We start from the raw sequence: 16729 nt of genomic DNA, 5'->3' as shown, positions 1-16729 counted from the left end.
TGGAATAAAATCACTGCGTTCGCCCCGTCAGCCGCCGCCACAGCTCGTCGAAGGGCCGATAGACGAAACGCACCTCATGCTTGCCCTGCGACACGGCGACGGCGCGGAACATCACATTGGCGCGGAGAATTTCCGCCGGCTCGCCGTCGATTTCCGCAGTCCAGGACGGATGGAAAATATCGTTCAGCACCACATAGCCGCCGCCGCGCGGAACGTCGGCGTCGATGACCACCTCCGTATTGGCGTAAGAGCGGATGCGCGCGCCGCTCGCCTCGCCCTCCTCCGGCCGAGAATGACGGCAGACGGGCGGCTCCTGCAGCAGAACGCTGGCGCGATAGTCGAGATCGGGCCAGACGCCATCCTCGATCATCTGCGCGAAATCGACGCGCGTGGCGCAGGTCGCGAGCAGCACGCGCGGCAGCGCGCGCTTATTCTCATAGACATAGGCGTCCTTGGTGCGCCCGATGAATTCGAGATCGCCGGGCTTCAAATTTTTGTCGATCTCCTCGATCGGCACGCCGGTCGCGATGAAGCGCAGCCCGATGAGATCGGCGAGCGTCGAGCGATAGGAGGGATAGAGCTTGGAGAAGACGCGCTGATCGGGAAGCGCGAGATGATCGCCGACGCCGGTCGCCTCCTCGAGCAGGCGCAGGCGCACCGGGTTGTAGCCGAACTCCTGATCGAAGCCATGCACGAGCGAGGCGTTGGGCCAGTGGAAATCAATGCCCGCGAGCTCGGCGCGGTCGCGCCGATCCGGCGCCGCCGTCGCCGCGAGACGCGCCCGCAGCAGAGCGATCGTATCGTTCTGCGTGTCGGCGCGCAGCACGTCGAAATTCTGCGGCGGCAGCGCGGTCGATTCATTGGGGCCATTGTTGACGGCGAGATCGAGCGTCATCGTCGCGCCGACGGCGGCGAGCAGCGCATAGCGGCGCGCGGCGAGCCACGGCGCGAAGGCGATGACGAGAAAGGCCAGCGCCACGAAGCCGGCGCTCTCGGCGAGCGGCAGGAGCGCCGCCGCGAGATGATCCTTGCTCCAGGCGAGCGCAATGGCGAGCGCGAACAGCACGCCCAGCGCCGCCGCGAGATAGCGCAAGGGCGGTCTGCTCGGCGCATTGGCGACGACATTGAGGCCGAAGCCGGCGAGAATGGCGAGCACTGCGCAGAGCGGGAAGGTCGCGTCCGCCGGGCGGCGGAAGAGATCGACGCCCGGTATATGGAACATCAGCGCAAAGGCCGGCGTGAAGCGGCCGAGCGCATAGAGCAGCAGCGCCAGCGCCGCGGCGGAAAAGAAGCTGATCTCGCGATTGGACGGCAGGCCGTGACGCGTCAGAGCGATGAGCGAGAGCAGCGGCAGCGCGCCAATGTAGACGTCGCACATGTTGCGCGCGAGAAAGAGATCCGGCGAGCCGAAGACGAGCGCCGGCGGACCCCAGAAATTCGCGAGCGGACCATCCGTGCCGAAGAGATTGGCCGAGACGAAAGTGAGCAGCGCCGCCGGATGCAGCGAGCCGCGCAAGGCGCCTTCGAGATCGATGGCCGGCCGATTGGATTGCGACGCCAGCTCCATCGTCAGCAACAGCGGAACGATGATGATGGCGACGCCGCAGGCCGCGCCGGCCGCGAGCGGCGCGACGGCGGTGGAAATCTTCGCGTCGTCGGAAAAGACGCGGAAGACGGCGTAGGCCGAGAGGATGAGCACTTCGAGAAAGGCGACCTGATCGCGGCCGAGCACGAGAAAGGCCGCCGCCACGCCGGCATAGGCGCCCCATTGCGCCGAGCGGCGATCGAGCGCGCGCGCGAGCAGAAAGAGCGTCACCGGGAACCAGGCGAGGCTCATCACCTGCCCCGTATGCTGAATGCGCCAGGCGGCCGAGCCGCCGAAGGCGAAAGCCAGCGCGCAGAGCAGCGCGCCTTCCGCCGAGAATTTGCGGTCGCGGAAATAGGCGATGAAGGCGAGCCCGCCCATCGCCAGCATCGAGAAGACGATGCCGTCCTCGAGCGCGAAACTGGGCTCGGGAACGAGCCAGGCCGCGAGGAGGAAAAAGGGCGAGAAGATCAGCGATTGCGGATCGGCCAGCTGCGGCGAGCCGGCGAAGACATTGGGCGTCCAGAAGGGCGATTGTCCAGAATGCAGCGCATGGGCAAGAAAGGCGAATTGCGGCTGGAAATGCGCCTTGGCGTCCCATGGGACGGTGACGCGGCCGGACAGCCACGGAAAAGCGAGCACCACCGCCGCCGCCAGAAAGACGAGCGCAGCGGCGCCATAGGAAACATTGGTCTGCGGACGCTCGGTCACTCTGGGCTCACTCCGACGAATCTCATTCGCGCTGCATTGCGCATGATTTTTTCAAAAGCGCAAAGGAGAAGGCCGCACCCCCACCCTCCCCTTCAGGGGGAGGGTCGGCCGGCGTGAGCCGGACGGGGTGGGGAGCCCCCGAGACTCGGGCGTCACCCCCTCCCGAGCGCATTCGCGCTCGACCTCCCCCCTCGAGGGGGAGGTGGAACCGCGCATCCGGCATTGCTTTCGCCTTCACGCGCCGACGGCGCGCTGCGGCCGTGGCGCCGCGGCCTGCTTTTCCGCCTCGCCATCGAAACGGCGCCGCGATTCCTCGATGGTCTCGACATTCTCGAGCGCCCAATCGCCCAGCCTATGCAGCGGCTCGCGCAAGGAGCGGCCGAGCGGCGTCAGCTCATAATCGACGCGGGGCGGAATTATGGGATAGACGGTGCGCGTCACGAAGCCGTCGCGCTCGGCCGCGCGCAGCGTCAGCGTCAGCATGCGCTGCGAAATGCCGCCGATGCGACGCCGCAGCTCGTTGAACCGCAAAGGCCCGTTCCCGAGCGATTCGACGACCAGCACAGTCCATTTGTCGCCGATGCGTGACAGAATGGCCGCAATGCGCCCGCATTGGGCAGGAACATGAATGTGACCCCGTTCCAAAAATGTGCCTCCTTGCGCGCCGCAGCGACAGGGGGCAACCTAGCCTAAGTTACCCTTTGATACCAGGAGCGAGCCGGATGACCCGCCTTTTGCAGATCGATTCGAGCATTATGGGAGAGAAATCGCTGAGCCGCCGGCTCACCGCCGAGCTGGTGGAGAAGCTGCGCGGCGATCGTCCCGGTCTCGAGGTCGTCTATCGCGACGTCGCCGCCGCGGCGCCGCCAATGCTCTCCAGCGCGCTTTTTTTCGCTCGCGGAGCCGGCTCGGAGCCGGAGGATGCGGCGCTGCGGGCCGAGCTTTCCACCGCCCGCACGATTCTGGAGGAATTTCTCGCCGCCGATATCGTCGTGATCGGCGCGCCAATGTATAATTTCTCCATTCCCACGCAATTGCGCGGCTGGATCGACCATCTCGTCGTGCCGGGCAAGACCTTCGCCTATACGGCCGACGGGCTCAAAGGCCTCGTGACCGGCAAGCGCGTCATCGTCGTCTCGACGCGCGGCAGCCTCTATGCGGGCAATGCGACGCTTTCGGCGCAGGATCATCAGGAGGCCTATCTGCGCACGACCTTCGGCAATCTCGGCGTCACCGATTTCGCCTTCGTCCGCGCCGAGGGCGTCGGCCTCGGCCCGGCGCAGAAGGAGGAGGCGCTGGCCTCGGCCCGCCGCGACATCGCCGCGCTGGCGGCCGCCTGAAGCAAAAAAACGGCCCCACGGAACAACGTGGGGCCGCGACCTGAAGGGGAAATGACTACGTCCTAGAATTCCGCACAACCGCCCGAAGGGCGGCGACTCGCGACGCCACACACGACTGACGCGTTCAGTCGAACACGGAGCCCAGCGCTGCTCCGATGAGACCGAAAACCACTGCGCTGGCGAGGATGGCCGGGCCGCCCAACAGGCCATAGCCCACCACCCCGCCGATGACCGCGGCTATGCCGCCGACGATCAGCTTGCCAGTGTTATTGTCCTTCTTGCCGGCCTCGCCGGACTTTTCCGCGATATTGTCGGCCATTTGCGCTTCTCCTCGAGAAGAGTAAGCCCTCGGACGCCGCATCACGGCTCCTCTCCTAGCAGGCGCGTGTAATGCTCTCGTGTGAGTCTCTTGACGGGGGAGTGACAGGCCTTTCGCCCGGCGCGGCTTTCGCCCGGGACGAAAGCTTAGTAAAGTCGCGCCGCAATTTCGGCCGGCCCGAGGAGCCGGTCCCCAATCGAGGACAAAAGACGTGACAGGGACATTGGATACGAGCGGGCGCGCCACGGCGAGCGTCAATGCGCTGGCGGGCGAGATCGTCGACAGGCTCGTCGCGGGCGCGGAGCGCTATCGCCTCGCCGTTTCGCGCGGAAGCCTCGGAGAGCTGCTGATCGACGCCGGCGCCAAGGTGGCGGGCGGCATAGACGCAGGCCTTCTGCTGACGGAAATCTGCCTCGGCGGCCTCGGCAAGGTCACGCTCTCGCCGGCTCCGGGCCAGAAGAACTGGCCCTTCTGGCTCACCGTCTCCAGCAATGATCCGGTCGTCGCCTGCCTCGCCAGCCAATATGCCGGCTGGAGCCTCTCCCATGAGAAATTCTTCGCGCTCGGCTCCGGCCCCGGCCGCTCGCTGGCGCGCAAGGAGGCGCTATTCCAGGAGCTTCCCTATAAGGATTCTGCCGATCGCTCGACCATCGTGCTCGAGGCCGGCGCGCCGCCGCCGGAGGCCGTCGTGGCCAAGGTCGCCAATGATTGCGGTGTCTCGCCCGACAAGCTCGCCTTCGTCTATGCGCCGACGCAGAGCCTCGCCGGCAGCGTGCAGGTCGTCGGCCGCGTGCTCGAGGTGGCGCTGCACAAGGCGCATGAGCTGAAATTCCCGCTCGAGCATATTGTGGACGGCATCGCTGCCGCGCCGCTCTCGCCGCCTCACCCGGATTTCGTCACGGCCATGGGCCGCACCAATGACGCGATCATCTATTCCGGCCGCGCCCATCTCTTCGTGCGCGGATCGGCGGCGGCGGCCAAGGAGCTGGCCGAGAAACTGCCGAGCTCGACCTCACGCGACTACGGACGGCCTTTCGCGGAAATTTTCAAAGCGTATAAGGGCGACTTCTACAAGATCGACCCCAGCCTGTTCTCGCCCGCCGAGGCGATCGTGACGGCAGTGGAGACAGGCGAGACTTTCCGTGGCGGAGCCATCGACGAAAAACTGCTCGAAGCCTCTTTCGGCTGAGCCCGCGCGCCCCCGTGAGGGGGCGCCGCGCATCGCGATCTTCACCGACGAGCTCGACTGGCATGTCGAGCGCCTCATCAAGGGCTTCGCGCGTCACGGCGCGCGGGCCATTCCCGTGCGGCTCGGCGCCTGCAAGATCGACACGACGCGGCCGCAGGCGCTCGCCATTCCGGGCTTTCACGGCGGCGTGCCGGACGCCGCCGTCGTACGCGCCATCGGCGACGGCTCGCTGGAGACGATCACGCTGCGGCTCGGCGTGCTGCACGCGCTCGGCGCGCTCGGCGTTCCGCTGGTCAATAGTGCGCGCGCGATCGAGCGGTGCACCGACAAATCGGCCGCGAGCTTTCTGCTCGCCGCCGCGCGCATTCCGACTCCCGCCACCTTCGTGACCGGCTCGCGCAGCGAGGCGCTGCGCATCATCCGCAGCGAATGCGGGCTCGCGCCACTGGTGCTGAAGCCGCTGTTCGGCGCGCAGGGCTGGGGCTTGAAGCTCATCCGCCGCGAGGAGGATCTGCCGACGACGGAGGAGGCGCGCGGCGTCTTCTATCTGCAGCGCTTCGTCCCGCCGCGGGACGTCTGGTACGAGGATATGCGCATTCTCGTCTCCCATGGCGAGATCATCGGCGCGATGCGGCGCCGGTCGCGGCGCTGGATCACCAATATCCGCCAGGGCGCAAAGCCGACGCCCTGCGAGCCGAGCGCGCGCGAGCGCGAATTGGCGCTGCGCGCCGCCGCCGCGCTGGGCGCGGATTTCGCCGGCGTCGATATCATCAGCGGCGCCGACGGCCTGCCCATGGTGCTCGAGGTCAACAGCATGCCGGGATGGAGCGGGCTGCAGAGCGTGACCCCCTATCAGATCGCCGAGCGCATCGCCGGCGACATAATGGCGGCGATCGGCGCCGCCGCGCGCCGCGCCAATGGCTGAGTCCCTTTCGGAGCAGATCGCGCGCGCCTTTATCGCCGCCTGCGAGGACGAGCTCGCCGCGCCCAAGCCCGGCAATGTCCATATATATGCGCCCGGCCATGGCATGGAGGCGCAGGACTTCATCGCCAGCGCCGCCGCCGCGGCTCCGCATCTCGCCGCGACGGACGCGAGCGTCGGCGAGCGCATCTTCGGCGCGGTGGACGCGACCTGGGCGCGCGTCGGCTGCAACACAAATCTCGGCATTATTCTCTTATGCGCGCCGCTCGCTCACGCCGCGCTGCGAGAGGGCGAGGGCGGACTCACGGAGAAGCTCGCAGCGACGCTGGAATCGCTCGATTCGTCGGACGCCGATCTCGCTTTCCGCGCCATACTGCGCGCCTCGCCCGCCGGACTCGGCTCGGCGCCACAGCACGACGTCGCCGCGCCAGCGCAAATTTCGCTGAGCGACGCCATGGCGCTCGCCGCCGACCGCGACCTCGTCGCCCGGCAATATGCGAATGGATTCGCTGACATTTTCGGGCTGGGCCAGGAGGCGATCCGCGACGCGCGGGCGCGCGGACGCGATCGCGAGACGGTGACGCTGCTTCTCTTCATGACTTACGCACGACATTTTGCCGACACGCATATCCAGCGGAAATTCGGCGAAAAAGTCGCTCTAGAGACCTTGACGCGCTTCCAAGAAGCGGCTTCTCTTCTAGACGCCGCGCGCGATAGAGAGTCCATGTTCCGGATCGCTCTGGAATTGGATCATTCTCTCAAAAAAAGCGGCTATAATCCGGGCGCCTGCGCGGACCTGACGGTCGCCGCGCTTTTTGTCGATTATCTCCTCGCCATCTTGCCGAACGTCCACAAAAATGGTTGAGTTCGCGCCGCGCGAGATGGTCTCGCGACCGGCTCGTCCGGCTCGGCCGCATTTCGGCCTGACGCCGGCGAGGAGAGGGAGGCGCCCGCGCCGGCAGCCGCGTGGGCGATAAGTCGAGTTTATCGAAAGGAAGAAACATGGCCCTGATCAACAAGCTCCTGGTCGGCGAGTCGCTCGTCGGCGAAGGCAATGAAGTCGCTCACATCGACCTCCTGATCGGACCGCGCGGCAGCGCGGCCGAGACCGCCTTCGCCAATGCGCTCGTCAACAACAAGGACGGCTTCACCACGCTGCTCGCCGTCGTTGCGCCGAATCTGCTGGCCAAGCCCAACACGATCCTCTTCAACAAGGTCACCATCAAGAACGCCAAGCAGGCCGTTCAGATGTTCGGACCGGCGCAGGCCGGCGTCGCCAAGGCCGTCGCCGACTCCGTCGCCGAAGGCGTGATCCCGCTCGCCGAGGCCGATGACCTGTTCATCTCGGTCGGCGTGTTCATCCATTGGGAAGCCAACGACGACAAGAAGATCCAGGAGTACAACTATCAGGCCACGAAGGAAGCCATCGCGCGCGCCGTCAAGGGCGAGCCGAAGGCCGCCGAGGTCGTCGCCAAGCGCAACGACGTCAAGCATCCTTTCGGCGCGAACTGAGCTCACGCTCGTTCGGCCGGCGAGCGTCGGCGCGCCTCGCGCGCGTCGTCGCCTCGCTGCGATGCGGCGCCTCGTCGCCGGATTTTCGAGGAGCCGTCCGCGGCTCCTCTTCGTCGACTCGAATTGAAGCGAATCGATCCGCGGTCGGCGCGTCACCAGTCGGCTTCCTGACGGAAGTTGCAGCGAGATTGGGGGGCCTCGCGCAGGCCGAGAACAACGCCGCCAAGGCGTGACGAACAGACCGAAAGGAAATCGAATATGGCTTCGATACTGGATAAGATTCTGGGCGCCCTCTTTCCGAAGGCCGGCGCCAGCTCCTCGACCCCCAAGCTGCTGGTCGGCGAATCGCTCGTCGGCGAGGGCAATGAGGTCGCACATATCGATCTGCTGATCGGACCGCGCGGCAGCTCCGCCGAAACGGCTTTCGCCAATGCGCTCGTCAACAATAAGGACGGCTTCACGACGCTTCTCGCCGTCGTCGCGCCGAACCTCCTGGTCAAGCCCTACACGATCCTCTTCAACAAAGTGACGATCAAGAACGCCAAGCAGGCGGTTCAGATGTTCGGCCCGGCGCAATATGGCGTCGCCAAGGCCGTCGCCGACAGCGTCGCCGAGGGGATCATCCCGATCGAGCAGGCCGACGACCTCTTCATCTCGGTCGGCGTGTTCATTCATTGGGAAGCCAATGACGACCAGAAGATCCAGGACTTCAACTATCGCGCCACCAAGGAAGCCATCGCCCGCGCGCTGAAGGGCGATCCGAGCGCCACCAAGGTGCTCTCCGAGCGCGTGACCGCCAAGCACCCCTTCGCCGCCGCCGACTGAGGCGCAGCGCAGGCTTGCAATCGACTAAAGAGGAGCCGCCGACCGCGGCTCCTCTTTCTTTTTATGCTCTACGCAAATCGTCTGGCGACAGCCGCCCGTCATGCAGCGCCGAGGCGACGAGCACGCCGGCGACGCCGATACGCGCCAAGGCCTCGAGATCGCGCGCATCGCGCAGCCCGCCGGCGGCGTAGATTTCCCGGCCCGGCGCGCGGCGCGCCAGCGAGGATAAAAGCGCGACATCCGGCCCCGCAAAGGCGCCGACGCGCGCCAGAGTCATGGCGATGATTCGCGGCGGCCAGAGCCGTGGATCGTCGAGAAGCGCGCGCGGCCCGAGAAAAGCGTCGCCGCGAAAATCGAGCGAGAGAATCGCGCGCGCGTCATGCGAGAGATCGGGAGCGGCATGCTGCGCGAGACTCTCGCTGCCGACAACATGATCGATATTGCGCTCGGCATGAGCGAGCCTGAAGGCTCGCGGTCCAGGCGCCGCATCGGACCGCGAGCCTTCAGGCTCGCATGCGGCGCCATCATCGACCCAGAACGAGATTTGCGGAAAGCTCCGCGCCAGCGCGTCGATCGCCTCGGCGTGATCGCCACAACGCTCTATCGCGTCGAGATCGGCGATATAGATCGTATCGAAATCGAAGAGCCGTAAAAAGCCCGCGACGATCGCCCCCGGCGCGCTGCCGGCGGCGAGCGGCGTATCTATCGGCGCATAGGCGGCGCGCTCGCCGCGAAAGGCGCGCACGACATGGCCGCCCTTCAGATCGATGACCGGAATGATCCGCATAGGCGCGCCTTATAAGGGATAACCCACGCCCGCGCGACGGCGGCGCCGCGATTTGAAATTCCGAGAGGCGCCAAAAACGGAAGTTGCTTCGTTCCAGGAACCAGACATTCAGTCATTCCCATAGTCAGGTTCATACTCGCGCTGTCGCGTCTCGATCTCAGTGTGCTCTATATCGAGGCCCGCCGCTTCGATTTCGTCGCGGCTATCGAGATGCAGACCGCAAGAGGGGCATTGGAATTCCTCGGCGGCGAAAAAGACGTCTACCGTCTCCTCGTCAGAATGCTCATCGTCGAGGTCTTCGGACACTTCCTCCGCATACTTCACCCCGGCCAGAAATGCCCGCGATCCGCAGGCCGGGCACTTCGTTTCCCAGATGCTGTCCGCGAGCAGGTGAAAGCTACGAGAGAATTCCCAAGGTCTTAGCGCATCCGCTTTGGAGAAGGCGGCGTCCCGCGCTTTCTTGGATAACTGACTGAACGCTTCGCGCGCTGTCTCGATACGGACCTTCGCCGCCTCGACAATCGCGTGCGTGTACTCCGCCAGCAACTCCTTGGGGGCTTTGGCTTGGTCTGCTCCGAGCCACGTCTCGATTGTTAGCTTCTTTGTCTCCAGGATGATCTCGGCGGTGTGCCAGTAGCGGCCCTCCCATGAACTGAGAGTTGCAGCTTCAAAGGGCGCTTCGCCCGAGTGCAGCTCGGCGTTCCGCTTCAAACTCATATTCTGGCAGTAGACCTGTGTTTTTTTATCGAAGCGAGTCGATATATGGGTCAGCCGCTCAAAGACGGTTTTGGCAGTGATGGTTTTCAAGTCGGTGCCAACTGTCATTCCCGCCGCTGCAAACAGGGATTCGGAGCTCTGTGGATCAGCGATCAAGCAAGGGTGAATGCCCGCCAGTGCAGACTTCCCGAGCAACTCCAGGGCGAGTGAGGCCCATAGTTGGTACTCGCCCAGTGACCCCCGGGACTTGGCCGCAAGGGCGCGGACGATATATGCGCGCGACTTTCCCATGAGTGCGTCCGGAGAAAAGGCCAGCGCGAAGTTTCTTGTTGTCATTGGACGCTCACACGTATGAGGCGACGGTCAGTCGAGGCAGTGGAGCTTGGCAGCCCCCGACCGTGGAGGACGCGCCAATTGTCGACGATAAGAATGTCCCCGGCCGCCCATTCAATCACGGTTGGGCCGAGCTTGACCAGGCGAGCGGCAATGGTCCGAAAGACATCTGAAGCTGCCTCACTCAGAGCTGTCATGCATCCCTGGTCGAAGCGGAGGAATGGCCGGGACGTATCTAGAATCGTTGAATAGAACGATCGACGTCCGTTGCGAATAAGGAATGGAGCCGTTTCGCACTGGTGGCGCTCGGCTGACGTTAGATCAAGCGCGTCGAAGCGCGCAAGGATTGTCGGCACGGGTAAAGAACCAGGGCGCTCGCAAGCCAGAATGACAAAGCGCGGTGGCCCGGGTTTATGAGCGCCGTCGATATGCAGAGGGAACGCCGAGACCCCATGTGTAGCGCTCAGAGAGTTCGTGTTCGCCTTGCTCGACTCTCTTGGCGCAAGCCTTTCTAAAAGACGGCCATTGCGACCCACGCATGGTTCACCGAGAGTACGAGCGAGGCTTAAGATTTCATCGCCGAAGCGGTCGTGCGACAACGAGGCACGCATAGGCAACCAGCCCAGCTCACAAACTCTGTGCGCTAAATCCGAGAGATTTTCTGGCGTATCAATCATGAACTTATGGTCTGCTGCTGGTTTCGTTGCTCGGATATCTTTGTAAACACGCGGCTTAGCCAATTTCCCCTATCTCTCGAACTCCACGCAGAGCTGGCGTTGTAGACGGTCCGCTTTCAAGCAGCAAAATTCGATCGTGAACGCCCGGAAAGGGTCAAAGCCGAACCTCCCTACAGCCCGCCCCTTGACACATGCTGAAAATATTCCTATCTCTGCCCTCGCTCCCGCCGACGCAAGGGCGCGTTTCTCGGGTCAGGGAACGCGGGCGGGGGCCGGCTCCATCCGGGACGGCGACCCCCGTCCCTGGACAGGCGGCGCGTCGCCGGACCGGCGTTTCTCTCCCGTCCATAGGGAGAGCGAGAGCCGTTCCGTGAGCCCAGGCATTCGGAAGCGATCGGGTCCTGAATGTGAAAACCCAGGATTCGCGGGTCCGAAAACGCCTCGGGACGTCGACGAGAAGGCGAAGCCACGTTTCGGGACGCTCCGGAACCGACGAATATCTCTTCGCGCTGCGGCCGAAAGGGGCCGGAGCGTCCCGAACCGCCCTTCCTCCCCCGCCGCCGCGAGGCGCCGGGCGCATCGGCGCGCCTTTGCGGCGCGCGGCGAAAAGGCGTAAACGAGGCCCGTCGCTCACAGCCGCAGATCGTTCCCCCATGAAGACTTACCTTTCCGCCGCTCTGGCTCTCGCTCTTTCTTGCGCCTTTGCTGCGCATGCGCAGCCGCAGGCGGCGGGTCAGAGTGATTGGCCCTGCCGTCAGGTGAAGGTGCAGAGCGTCGCCGTCGCCGGCGTCTGGACCGGCCCCTCGCTCGACGGCGCCAAGAGCTGGCGCGAGGATTCCGCGCTCGGCGATCTCGTGGCCCGCGTCAGCGCGCGGCGCACGCCGATCGAGACCGCGCAAAAGCTCGTCGCGGATTTCGCCGCGGCGACGGGAGACAAGCGCAAGGAGCGGCTGACGGCGCTATTTGCCGGCGTCTATGACACGCTCGAGGCCGAGCGCCGCGAAGTGCTCTCCGGGCTCGACCGCTATGGCGCCAAGCAGAAGCTGCTCGCCGAGAGGCTGCGCGAGGAGACGCAGGCCATGCGCGCCGAGCAGGACAAGCCGACGCAGGACGCGCAAAAGCTCAAGGACGCCAGCGAGGCGCTGCAATGGGATTTGCGCGTCTTCGACGAGCGGCGCCATGCGCTCTCCTATGTCTGCGAGACGCCCGCGCTCATCGAGCAGAGGCTCGGCGCGCTGGCGCGCGTCATAGAGGCGGCGATCGATTGACGTCGATGAGGGGAAGCGGCTCGCGCCCCTCCCCGGCCCAGATTCGGCGCTTCAACGAGATTTCGCGCAGCATTCGCCATCCCCTCTCGGGGGAGGTGAGGGAGGGACCTCCCAGCGACGCGCTTTTGCTCGATTGCATGGAGAATTGCGATGCAGGAATATGGAGCCGCGCCTTCGCATCGTCTGGTCTTGGTGGAGCGCTATGCCGCCGGCAAGGAGCGGCGGCGCTTCGTGCCGCGCGAGAGCCTCGCGGATTTCTCGCCCGTCGAGCGCGACCCCACTGCTATTCTCGCCGCCACGGACGAAGGCCGCGTCGCCTCGCTGCTGCCCATTCGCTATGAGCGCATGGCGCATTCGCCGTTTTCGTTTCTGCGCGGCGCCGCCTCGATCATGGCGCAGGATCTCTCCGCTCTGCCGACGCCGGGCCTTTCGACGCAATCTTGCGGCGACTGCCATTTGATGAATTTCGGCGCGCTTCTGTCGTCTGAAGGCAATGTGCTCTTCGACATCAATGATTTCGACGAGACGCTGCCCAATATCGACTTCACCGTCGATCTGCGGCGCCTCTGCGCGAGCTTCGCCGTCGCCGCTCTGGACGCCGGCCGCTCGGAAAAGCGCGCGCGCCATGCGGCCGAGCTCGCCGCGCGGGGCTATCGCCGACATATGCGCGGCCTCTCGCGTCTGTCGCCGCTGAAGGCGTGGCGCGACCGCATCGATCTCGTCCATGTCGCGGATGGGCTCCACGAGCGGCTCGCGCGCAAATTGCGCGGTCTCGTCGCCGCGACGCGGCCCGATCGCGAGGACGATAATTTCCCGCATCTCGAATCGACGCCCATGGGCCTGCGCATAGAGGAGCGGCCGCCGCTCATCTATCACATCGGCAATGGCGGCTGCGACGCCACGCGTTTCGACATACCCGCGACTTTCACGAGCTGCGGCGCGACGCTCAATCCGGAGGTCGTCGCGCTGCTGCGCCGCTATGCGCTGACCGACACTGCGTTCAAGGTCGTGGGCATCGGCAGCGTCGGCACATTCTGCGCCATCGGCCTCTTCGCCACCGCCGACGACGAGCCATTGTTCCTGCAATTGAAGGAAGCGCGCCCCTCCGTGCTGGCGCGGCTCGCGCCGGAAGCCGCGGCGCAATGGAAGGACGCCGAGGGCAAGCGCGTCGTGCATGGCCAGCGCGTGATGCAGGCCTCGACCGATCTCTTCCTCGGCTGGACCAAGGACGAATCCACCGGCCGGCATTTCTATGTGCGCCATTTGAAGAACCGTCGCCTCGGCTCGGTCGCGGAGCTCTTCGAGGAGCATGCGCTCGACGATTACGCCGCGCTCTGCGGCAGCGTGCTGGCGCGCGCGCATGCGCGCTCCGCCGACCCTGCGATCATCTGCGGCTATATGGGCAAGAGCGCCGCCTTCGACGACGCGATGGCGTCCTTCGCCATGCTCTACGCGGCGCGCAACACATGCGATCACGCCGAATTCCTCGCCTGGCGCGCCAAGGCGAAAAACGAAACGCAAGGGAGCGACAAAGGCCGATGAGCGATTCGACACCGAAGCTGCACGCCGTCATCGCAGAGGGCGTCGCGCGCGTCCTCATCGACAATGGCGAGCGACGCAACGCTTTCGATTTCTCGATGTGGCGCGCATTGCCGCCGCTGCTGGCCGCGCTCGACGCGGACGAGACGGTGCGCGTCGTGGTGCTGACCGGCGCGCCCTCCCTGCCCTTTTGCTCCGGCGCCGATATTTCGGAATTCTCCACCGTGCGCGCGACGGCGGAAGGCGGCCGAGCCTATGAGCAGGCCAATGTCGAGGCTTTCGACGCGCTGTCGCGGCTGGGCAAGCCGGTGATCGCGGCGATCGCCGGCTATTGCATGGGCGGCGGCATGGGGCTCGCGGCGGCCTGCGATCTGCGCATAGCGGCGGAGGCTTGCGTGTTCGGCATTCCGGCGGGACGGCTCGGCGTCGGCTATCCGCCGGAAGCGATGAGCTATGTCGTCGCCGCCGTCGGCCCGCAGAACGCCATGGATCTCTTCTTCACCGCGCGGCGCATAAACGCCGAGGAAGCGCGCGCCGCGCGCTTCGTCTCGCGCGTGCTGCCGAAAGACGGATTCGACGCGACGATCATGACGATCGCGCGCGGGATCGCCGCCAATGCGCCGCTCACTCTCCGCGCGGCGAAGGCGGCGATAAGACGCGCGGCAGGATTGCCGCATGCGCTCTCGGCGGAAGACTGCGAGAAGCTCACCGCAGCCTGTTTCGACAGCGCCGATTATGCAGAAGGCCGCACGGCGTTTCTCGAGAAGCGCGAGCCGAAATTCAATGGGAAATGAGCTGGGGAAATGACATGAGCGCGCCGCTCACGATCGCCGATGTGGAAGCCTCAGCAAAACGCATCGCTCCTTATATCGAGGCGACGCCATTGCTCACGGCGCCGCTGCTCGACGAGGAGATCGGCTTTCGCCTTTTGGTGAAGGCGGAAAATCTGCAGCCGATCGGCGCCTTCAAGCTGCGCGGCGCCTTCAATCAAATATTGCAATTGACGGAAGACGAGCGGCGCCGTGGAATCATCGCCGTCTCCTCCGGCAATCATGCGCAGGCGGTCGCCTTCGCCGCGCGCGCGATGGGCGTCGCGGCGACGATCGTGATGCCGCGCGACGCGCCCCGCGTGAAGCTCGAGCGCACGAAGGCGCTGGGCGCGCGCGTCGAATTCTATGATCGTCTGAGCAATGATCGCGATGCGATGACGCGCCGCCTCGCCGAGCAGGACGGGCTGCGCTTCATTCACCCTTACGACGATCCACGCACCATCGCCGGACAAGGAACCATCGGCCTCGAGATATTCGCGCAGACGCGCGCGAAGGACATTGCGCCGGATGCGATCATCGCCTCCTGCAGCGGCGGCGGGCTCGCCTCCGGCATTGCGCTGACGTTGCAACTCTTCGAGCGCGCGCCGCTGATGTTCACAGCGGAGCCCGCGGGCTTCGACGACATGCGCCGCTCATTGGAGAGCGGCGCCGCGCAAGTGAATCCAGCGCTCACCGGCTCGATCTGCGACGCTCTGCTCGCGCCGACCCCCGGCCGTCACACTCTGCCGATTCTGCTCGCCTGTGGCGCGCGAGGACTCGCGGCGACAGATGCGCAAGTCGAAGCTGCGATGCGCATCGCCGCCGAGCATTTCCGCATCGTGCTGGAGCCGGGCGGCGCCGCGGCGCTCGCCTGCGCGCTCGAGGAGCGCGAGCGCTTCGCGGGAAAGACGGTGGTCGTCATCGCTTCCGGCGGCAATGTCGATCGCAAGGACTTTGCGGCAATTCTCGATCGTTCGAGCTGAAGCGCCCCCTCCCTCACCCTCCCCCGCTTTCGCGGGAGAGGGAAGCGGCAAACGCTACGCGAAACCTTTATGAAACGCGCAATCTGCCCCCTCTCCCGCGCAGCGGAGGAGGGCCGTTGCCGCACATCACTTGCGACGTGGGCCAGCCGCGCTCTTCCTCACGCCGCGCGCGGGCGCTGTAGACGCTTTCGCTTTCACCGCCGGCGCGGACTCCGCCAAAAACCCCTCGAGCGCGCGGGCGAGGCTGCGGAAAGTTTCCTTGCGCGCCGAGGAGGCGCGAAAGACGAGGCCGATGCGGCGAAAAGGCGCCTCGCCCGAGAGCGGCCGCACCACGAGATCGAGCCCGCGCAATATTCCGGCGTCCAGCGCCATTTGCGGCAGCAACGTCACGCCCAGCCCATTGGCCACCATTTGCGCCAGCGTGTGCAGGCTGGTGCCCTGAAAGGCCACATTGCGCCGCGCGCCCTCGAGCGCGCAGGCGGCGAGCGCATGATCGCGCAGGCAATGGCCCTCCTCCAGCAGCAGAAGATCCTCGGCCGCCATATCGTCATGCCCGACCGCCGCCATTCGGCTCAGCCTATGCCCCGGCGGGCAAACGACGACAAAAGGATCGACGCCTATGTCGATGGTCTCCATGCCGCGCGAGGGATAGGGCAGCGCCAGCACGGCCGCGTCCAACTCGCCAGCGTCGAGACGCGCGAGCAGAGGCTCGGTCTGCTCCTCGCGCAGATAGAGCTTCAGCTCGGGAAAGGCGGAGCGCAGCCGCGGCAGCACGCGCGGAAACAAAAACGGCCCGATCGTCGGAATGACGCCGAGCCGCAAAGGCCCGGACATGGGCGCCTGGGCGGCGCGCGCCAGCTCGACGATGTCCTGCGCCTCGCGCAGCAGCGTGCGCGCGCGCTCGGCCAATTCGCGGCCCACCGGCGTCGGCGAGACCTTGCGCTTGGTGCGCTCGAAGAGGCGCACGCCGAGCAATTGCTCGAGCTCCAATATTCCGGCGCTGAGCGTCGATTGGCCGACGAGGCAGACCTCGGCCGCGCGGCCGAAATGCCGCTCGTCCACGACGGCGACCAGAAAACGCAGCTGCCTGAGGGTGGGCAAAACCGCCATCCGCACAGCATAATCGTTAAATTCGATTATTGAAGCCTGTTTTTTTCGCTTTTATCGATTGTGAAACCCCTCTAGGTTCCCGGGCGTCTTCCCCGAAGGCCCG

At 65.5% G+C, this 16729-nt stretch carries 16 protein-coding genes; 10 read left to right on the top strand and 6 right to left on the bottom strand.

From position 1 onward, the window contains the following. Positions 1-10 precede the first annotated feature (10 nt). Both EDE12_RS05950 and EDE12_RS05945 read right to left on the bottom strand, forming a co-directional pair. Positions 11-2296 (bottom strand): membrane protein, encoded by a 2286-nt coding sequence (locus tag EDE12_RS05950; protein WP_026599395.1) that lies wholly within the window; start codon positions 2294-2296, stop codon positions 11-13. A gap of 234 nt (positions 2297-2530) precedes the next feature. Beyond that, positions 2531-2941 (bottom strand): helix-turn-helix domain-containing protein, encoded by a 411-nt coding sequence (locus tag EDE12_RS05945; protein ID WP_024881058.1) that lies wholly within the window; start codon positions 2939-2941, stop codon positions 2531-2533. A 77-nt stretch (positions 2942-3018) separates the two neighbouring features. Between EDE12_RS05945 and EDE12_RS05940 the strand changes: the two genes are divergently transcribed. Further along, a complete protein-coding gene (locus EDE12_RS05940; protein WP_036291181.1) occupies positions 3019-3636 on the top strand; it encodes an FMN-dependent NADH-azoreductase in 618 nt (205 codons plus the stop codon). Between the two features lie 124 nt (positions 3637-3760). Here EDE12_RS05940 and EDE12_RS05935 read toward each other — a convergent pair whose 3' ends face one another. Beyond that, positions 3761-3955 (bottom strand): hypothetical protein, encoded by a 195-nt coding sequence (locus tag EDE12_RS05935; RefSeq protein ID WP_024881060.1) that lies wholly within the window; start codon positions 3953-3955, stop codon positions 3761-3763. Between the two features lie 211 nt (positions 3956-4166). Here EDE12_RS05935 and mch point away from each other — a divergent pair, with 211 nt between their 5' ends. The 5 genes from mch to fae (EDE12_RS05910) all read left to right on the top strand — a co-directional run bounded on the left by mch (position 4167) and on the right by fae (EDE12_RS05910) (position 8403). After that, positions 4167-5144: a methenyltetrahydromethanopterin cyclohydrolase gene (gene mch, locus EDE12_RS05930; RefSeq protein ID WP_036291185.1), complete on the top strand. Its 978-nt coding sequence runs from the start codon at positions 4167-4169 to the stop codon at positions 5142-5144. Continuing rightward, positions 5098-6069: a RimK family alpha-L-glutamate ligase gene (locus EDE12_RS05925; RefSeq protein ID WP_026599398.1), complete on the top strand. Its 972-nt coding sequence runs from the start codon at positions 5098-5100 to the stop codon at positions 6067-6069. Before mch ends, EDE12_RS05925 begins: the two co-directional genes overlap by 47 nt. Beyond that, entirely contained in the window at positions 6062-6931 is an 870-nt protein-coding gene (locus EDE12_RS05920) for a triphosphoribosyl-dephospho-CoA synthase (RefSeq protein WP_026599399.1), read from the top strand. The genes EDE12_RS05925 and EDE12_RS05920 overlap by 8 nt, the downstream gene beginning before the upstream one ends. Positions 6932-7068: 137 nt before the next feature. Further along, complete coding sequence (gene fae, locus EDE12_RS05915; protein ID WP_018266692.1) at positions 7069-7578, top strand: formaldehyde-activating enzyme; 510 nt, start codon at positions 7069-7071, stop codon at positions 7576-7578. Between the two features lie 258 nt (positions 7579-7836). Continuing rightward, on the top strand, positions 7837-8403 hold the full coding sequence (gene fae / locus EDE12_RS05910; RefSeq protein WP_024881064.1) for a formaldehyde-activating enzyme: 567 nt from the start codon (positions 7837-7839) through the stop codon (positions 8401-8403). A 61-nt stretch (positions 8404-8464) separates the two neighbouring features. On the opposite strand, the gene EDE12_RS05905 is transcribed toward fae (EDE12_RS05910), so the two are convergent. Both EDE12_RS05905 and EDE12_RS05900 read right to left on the bottom strand, forming a co-directional pair. Then, positions 8465-9190 carry a HisA/HisF-related TIM barrel protein gene (locus EDE12_RS05905; protein ID WP_026599400.1) on the bottom strand — a complete coding sequence of 242 codons (726 nt, stop codon included), beginning with the start codon at positions 9188-9190 and terminating at the stop codon, positions 8465-8467. 108 nt (positions 9191-9298) lie between these two features. Further along, a complete protein-coding gene (locus EDE12_RS05900) occupies positions 9299-10243 on the bottom strand; it encodes a hypothetical protein (protein WP_026599401.1) in 945 nt (314 codons plus the stop codon). A gap of 1327 nt (positions 10244-11570) precedes the next feature. Between EDE12_RS05900 and EDE12_RS05890 the strand changes: the two genes are divergently transcribed. The 4 genes from EDE12_RS05890 (at position 11571) to EDE12_RS05875 (ending at position 15516) form a co-directional block, all read left to right on the top strand. Next, on the top strand, positions 11571-12185 hold the full coding sequence (locus EDE12_RS05890; RefSeq protein ID WP_026599402.1) for a hypothetical protein: 615 nt from the start codon (positions 11571-11573) through the stop codon (positions 12183-12185). A 150-nt stretch (positions 12186-12335) separates the two neighbouring features. Beyond that, positions 12336-13727: a DUF2252 domain-containing protein gene (locus EDE12_RS05885; RefSeq protein WP_026599403.1), complete on the top strand. Its 1392-nt coding sequence runs from the start codon at positions 12336-12338 to the stop codon at positions 13725-13727. Continuing rightward, positions 13724-14518, top strand: a complete 795-nt coding sequence (locus EDE12_RS05880; RefSeq protein ID WP_024881069.1) for an enoyl-CoA hydratase — start codon at positions 13724-13726, stop codon at positions 14516-14518. The genes EDE12_RS05885 and EDE12_RS05880 overlap by 4 nt, the downstream gene beginning before the upstream one ends. Before the next feature lie 14 nt (positions 14519-14532). Further along, the gene (locus EDE12_RS05875) at positions 14533-15516 is read left to right on the top strand and encodes a threonine/serine dehydratase (protein WP_026599404.1); all 984 of its coding nucleotides are present in this window, start codon (positions 14533-14535) and stop codon (positions 15514-15516) included. Positions 15517-15642: 126 nt separating this feature from the next. Here EDE12_RS05875 and EDE12_RS05870 read toward each other — a convergent pair whose 3' ends face one another. Further along, positions 15643-16626 (bottom strand): hydrogen peroxide-inducible genes activator, encoded by a 984-nt coding sequence (locus tag EDE12_RS05870; RefSeq protein ID WP_026599405.1) that lies wholly within the window; start codon positions 16624-16626, stop codon positions 15643-15645. Positions 16627-16729 lie beyond the last annotated feature (103 nt).

This window comes from Methylosinus sp. sav-2 (assembly GCF_004366495.1).
Taxonomy (GTDB): domain Bacteria; phylum Pseudomonadota; class Alphaproteobacteria; order Rhizobiales; family Beijerinckiaceae; genus Methylosinus.
This window is presented reverse-complemented; position numbering and strand designations above follow the sequence as displayed.

What these genes read in the sequence shown, in the direction of transcription:
- EDE12_RS05870 (WP_026599405.1), bottom strand. Translation starts at nt 16,626, where the DNA reads ATGGCGGTTTTGCCCACCCTCAGGCAGCTGCGTTTTCTGGTCGCCGTC.
- fae (WP_024881064.1), top strand. Translation starts at nt 7,837, where the DNA reads ATGGCTTCGATACTGGATAAGATTCTGGGCGCCCTCTTTCCGAAGGCC.
- EDE12_RS05900 (WP_026599401.1), bottom strand. Translation starts at nt 10,243, where the DNA reads ATGACAACAAGAAACTTCGCGCTGGCCTTTTCTCCGGACGCACTCATG.
- EDE12_RS05905 (WP_026599400.1), bottom strand. Translation starts at nt 9,190, where the DNA reads ATGCGGATCATTCCGGTCATCGATCTGAAGGGCGGCCATGTCGTGCGC.
- EDE12_RS05940 (WP_036291181.1), top strand. Translation starts at nt 3,019, where the DNA reads ATGACCCGCCTTTTGCAGATCGATTCGAGCATTATGGGAGAGAAATCG.
- fae (WP_018266692.1), top strand. Translation starts at nt 7,069, where the DNA reads ATGGCCCTGATCAACAAGCTCCTGGTCGGCGAGTCGCTCGTCGGCGAA.
- EDE12_RS05885 (WP_026599403.1), top strand. Translation starts at nt 12,336, where the DNA reads ATGCAGGAATATGGAGCCGCGCCTTCGCATCGTCTGGTCTTGGTGGAG.
- EDE12_RS05935 (WP_024881060.1), bottom strand. Translation starts at nt 3,955, where the DNA reads ATGGCCGACAATATCGCGGAAAAGTCCGGCGAGGCCGGCAAGAAGGAC.
- EDE12_RS05880 (WP_024881069.1), top strand. Translation starts at nt 13,724, where the DNA reads ATGAGCGATTCGACACCGAAGCTGCACGCCGTCATCGCAGAGGGCGTC.
- EDE12_RS05920 (WP_026599399.1), top strand. Translation starts at nt 6,062, where the DNA reads ATGGCTGAGTCCCTTTCGGAGCAGATCGCGCGCGCCTTTATCGCCGCC.
- EDE12_RS05890 (WP_026599402.1), top strand. Translation starts at nt 11,571, where the DNA reads ATGAAGACTTACCTTTCCGCCGCTCTGGCTCTCGCTCTTTCTTGCGCC.
- EDE12_RS05875 (WP_026599404.1), top strand. Translation starts at nt 14,533, where the DNA reads ATGAGCGCGCCGCTCACGATCGCCGATGTGGAAGCCTCAGCAAAACGC.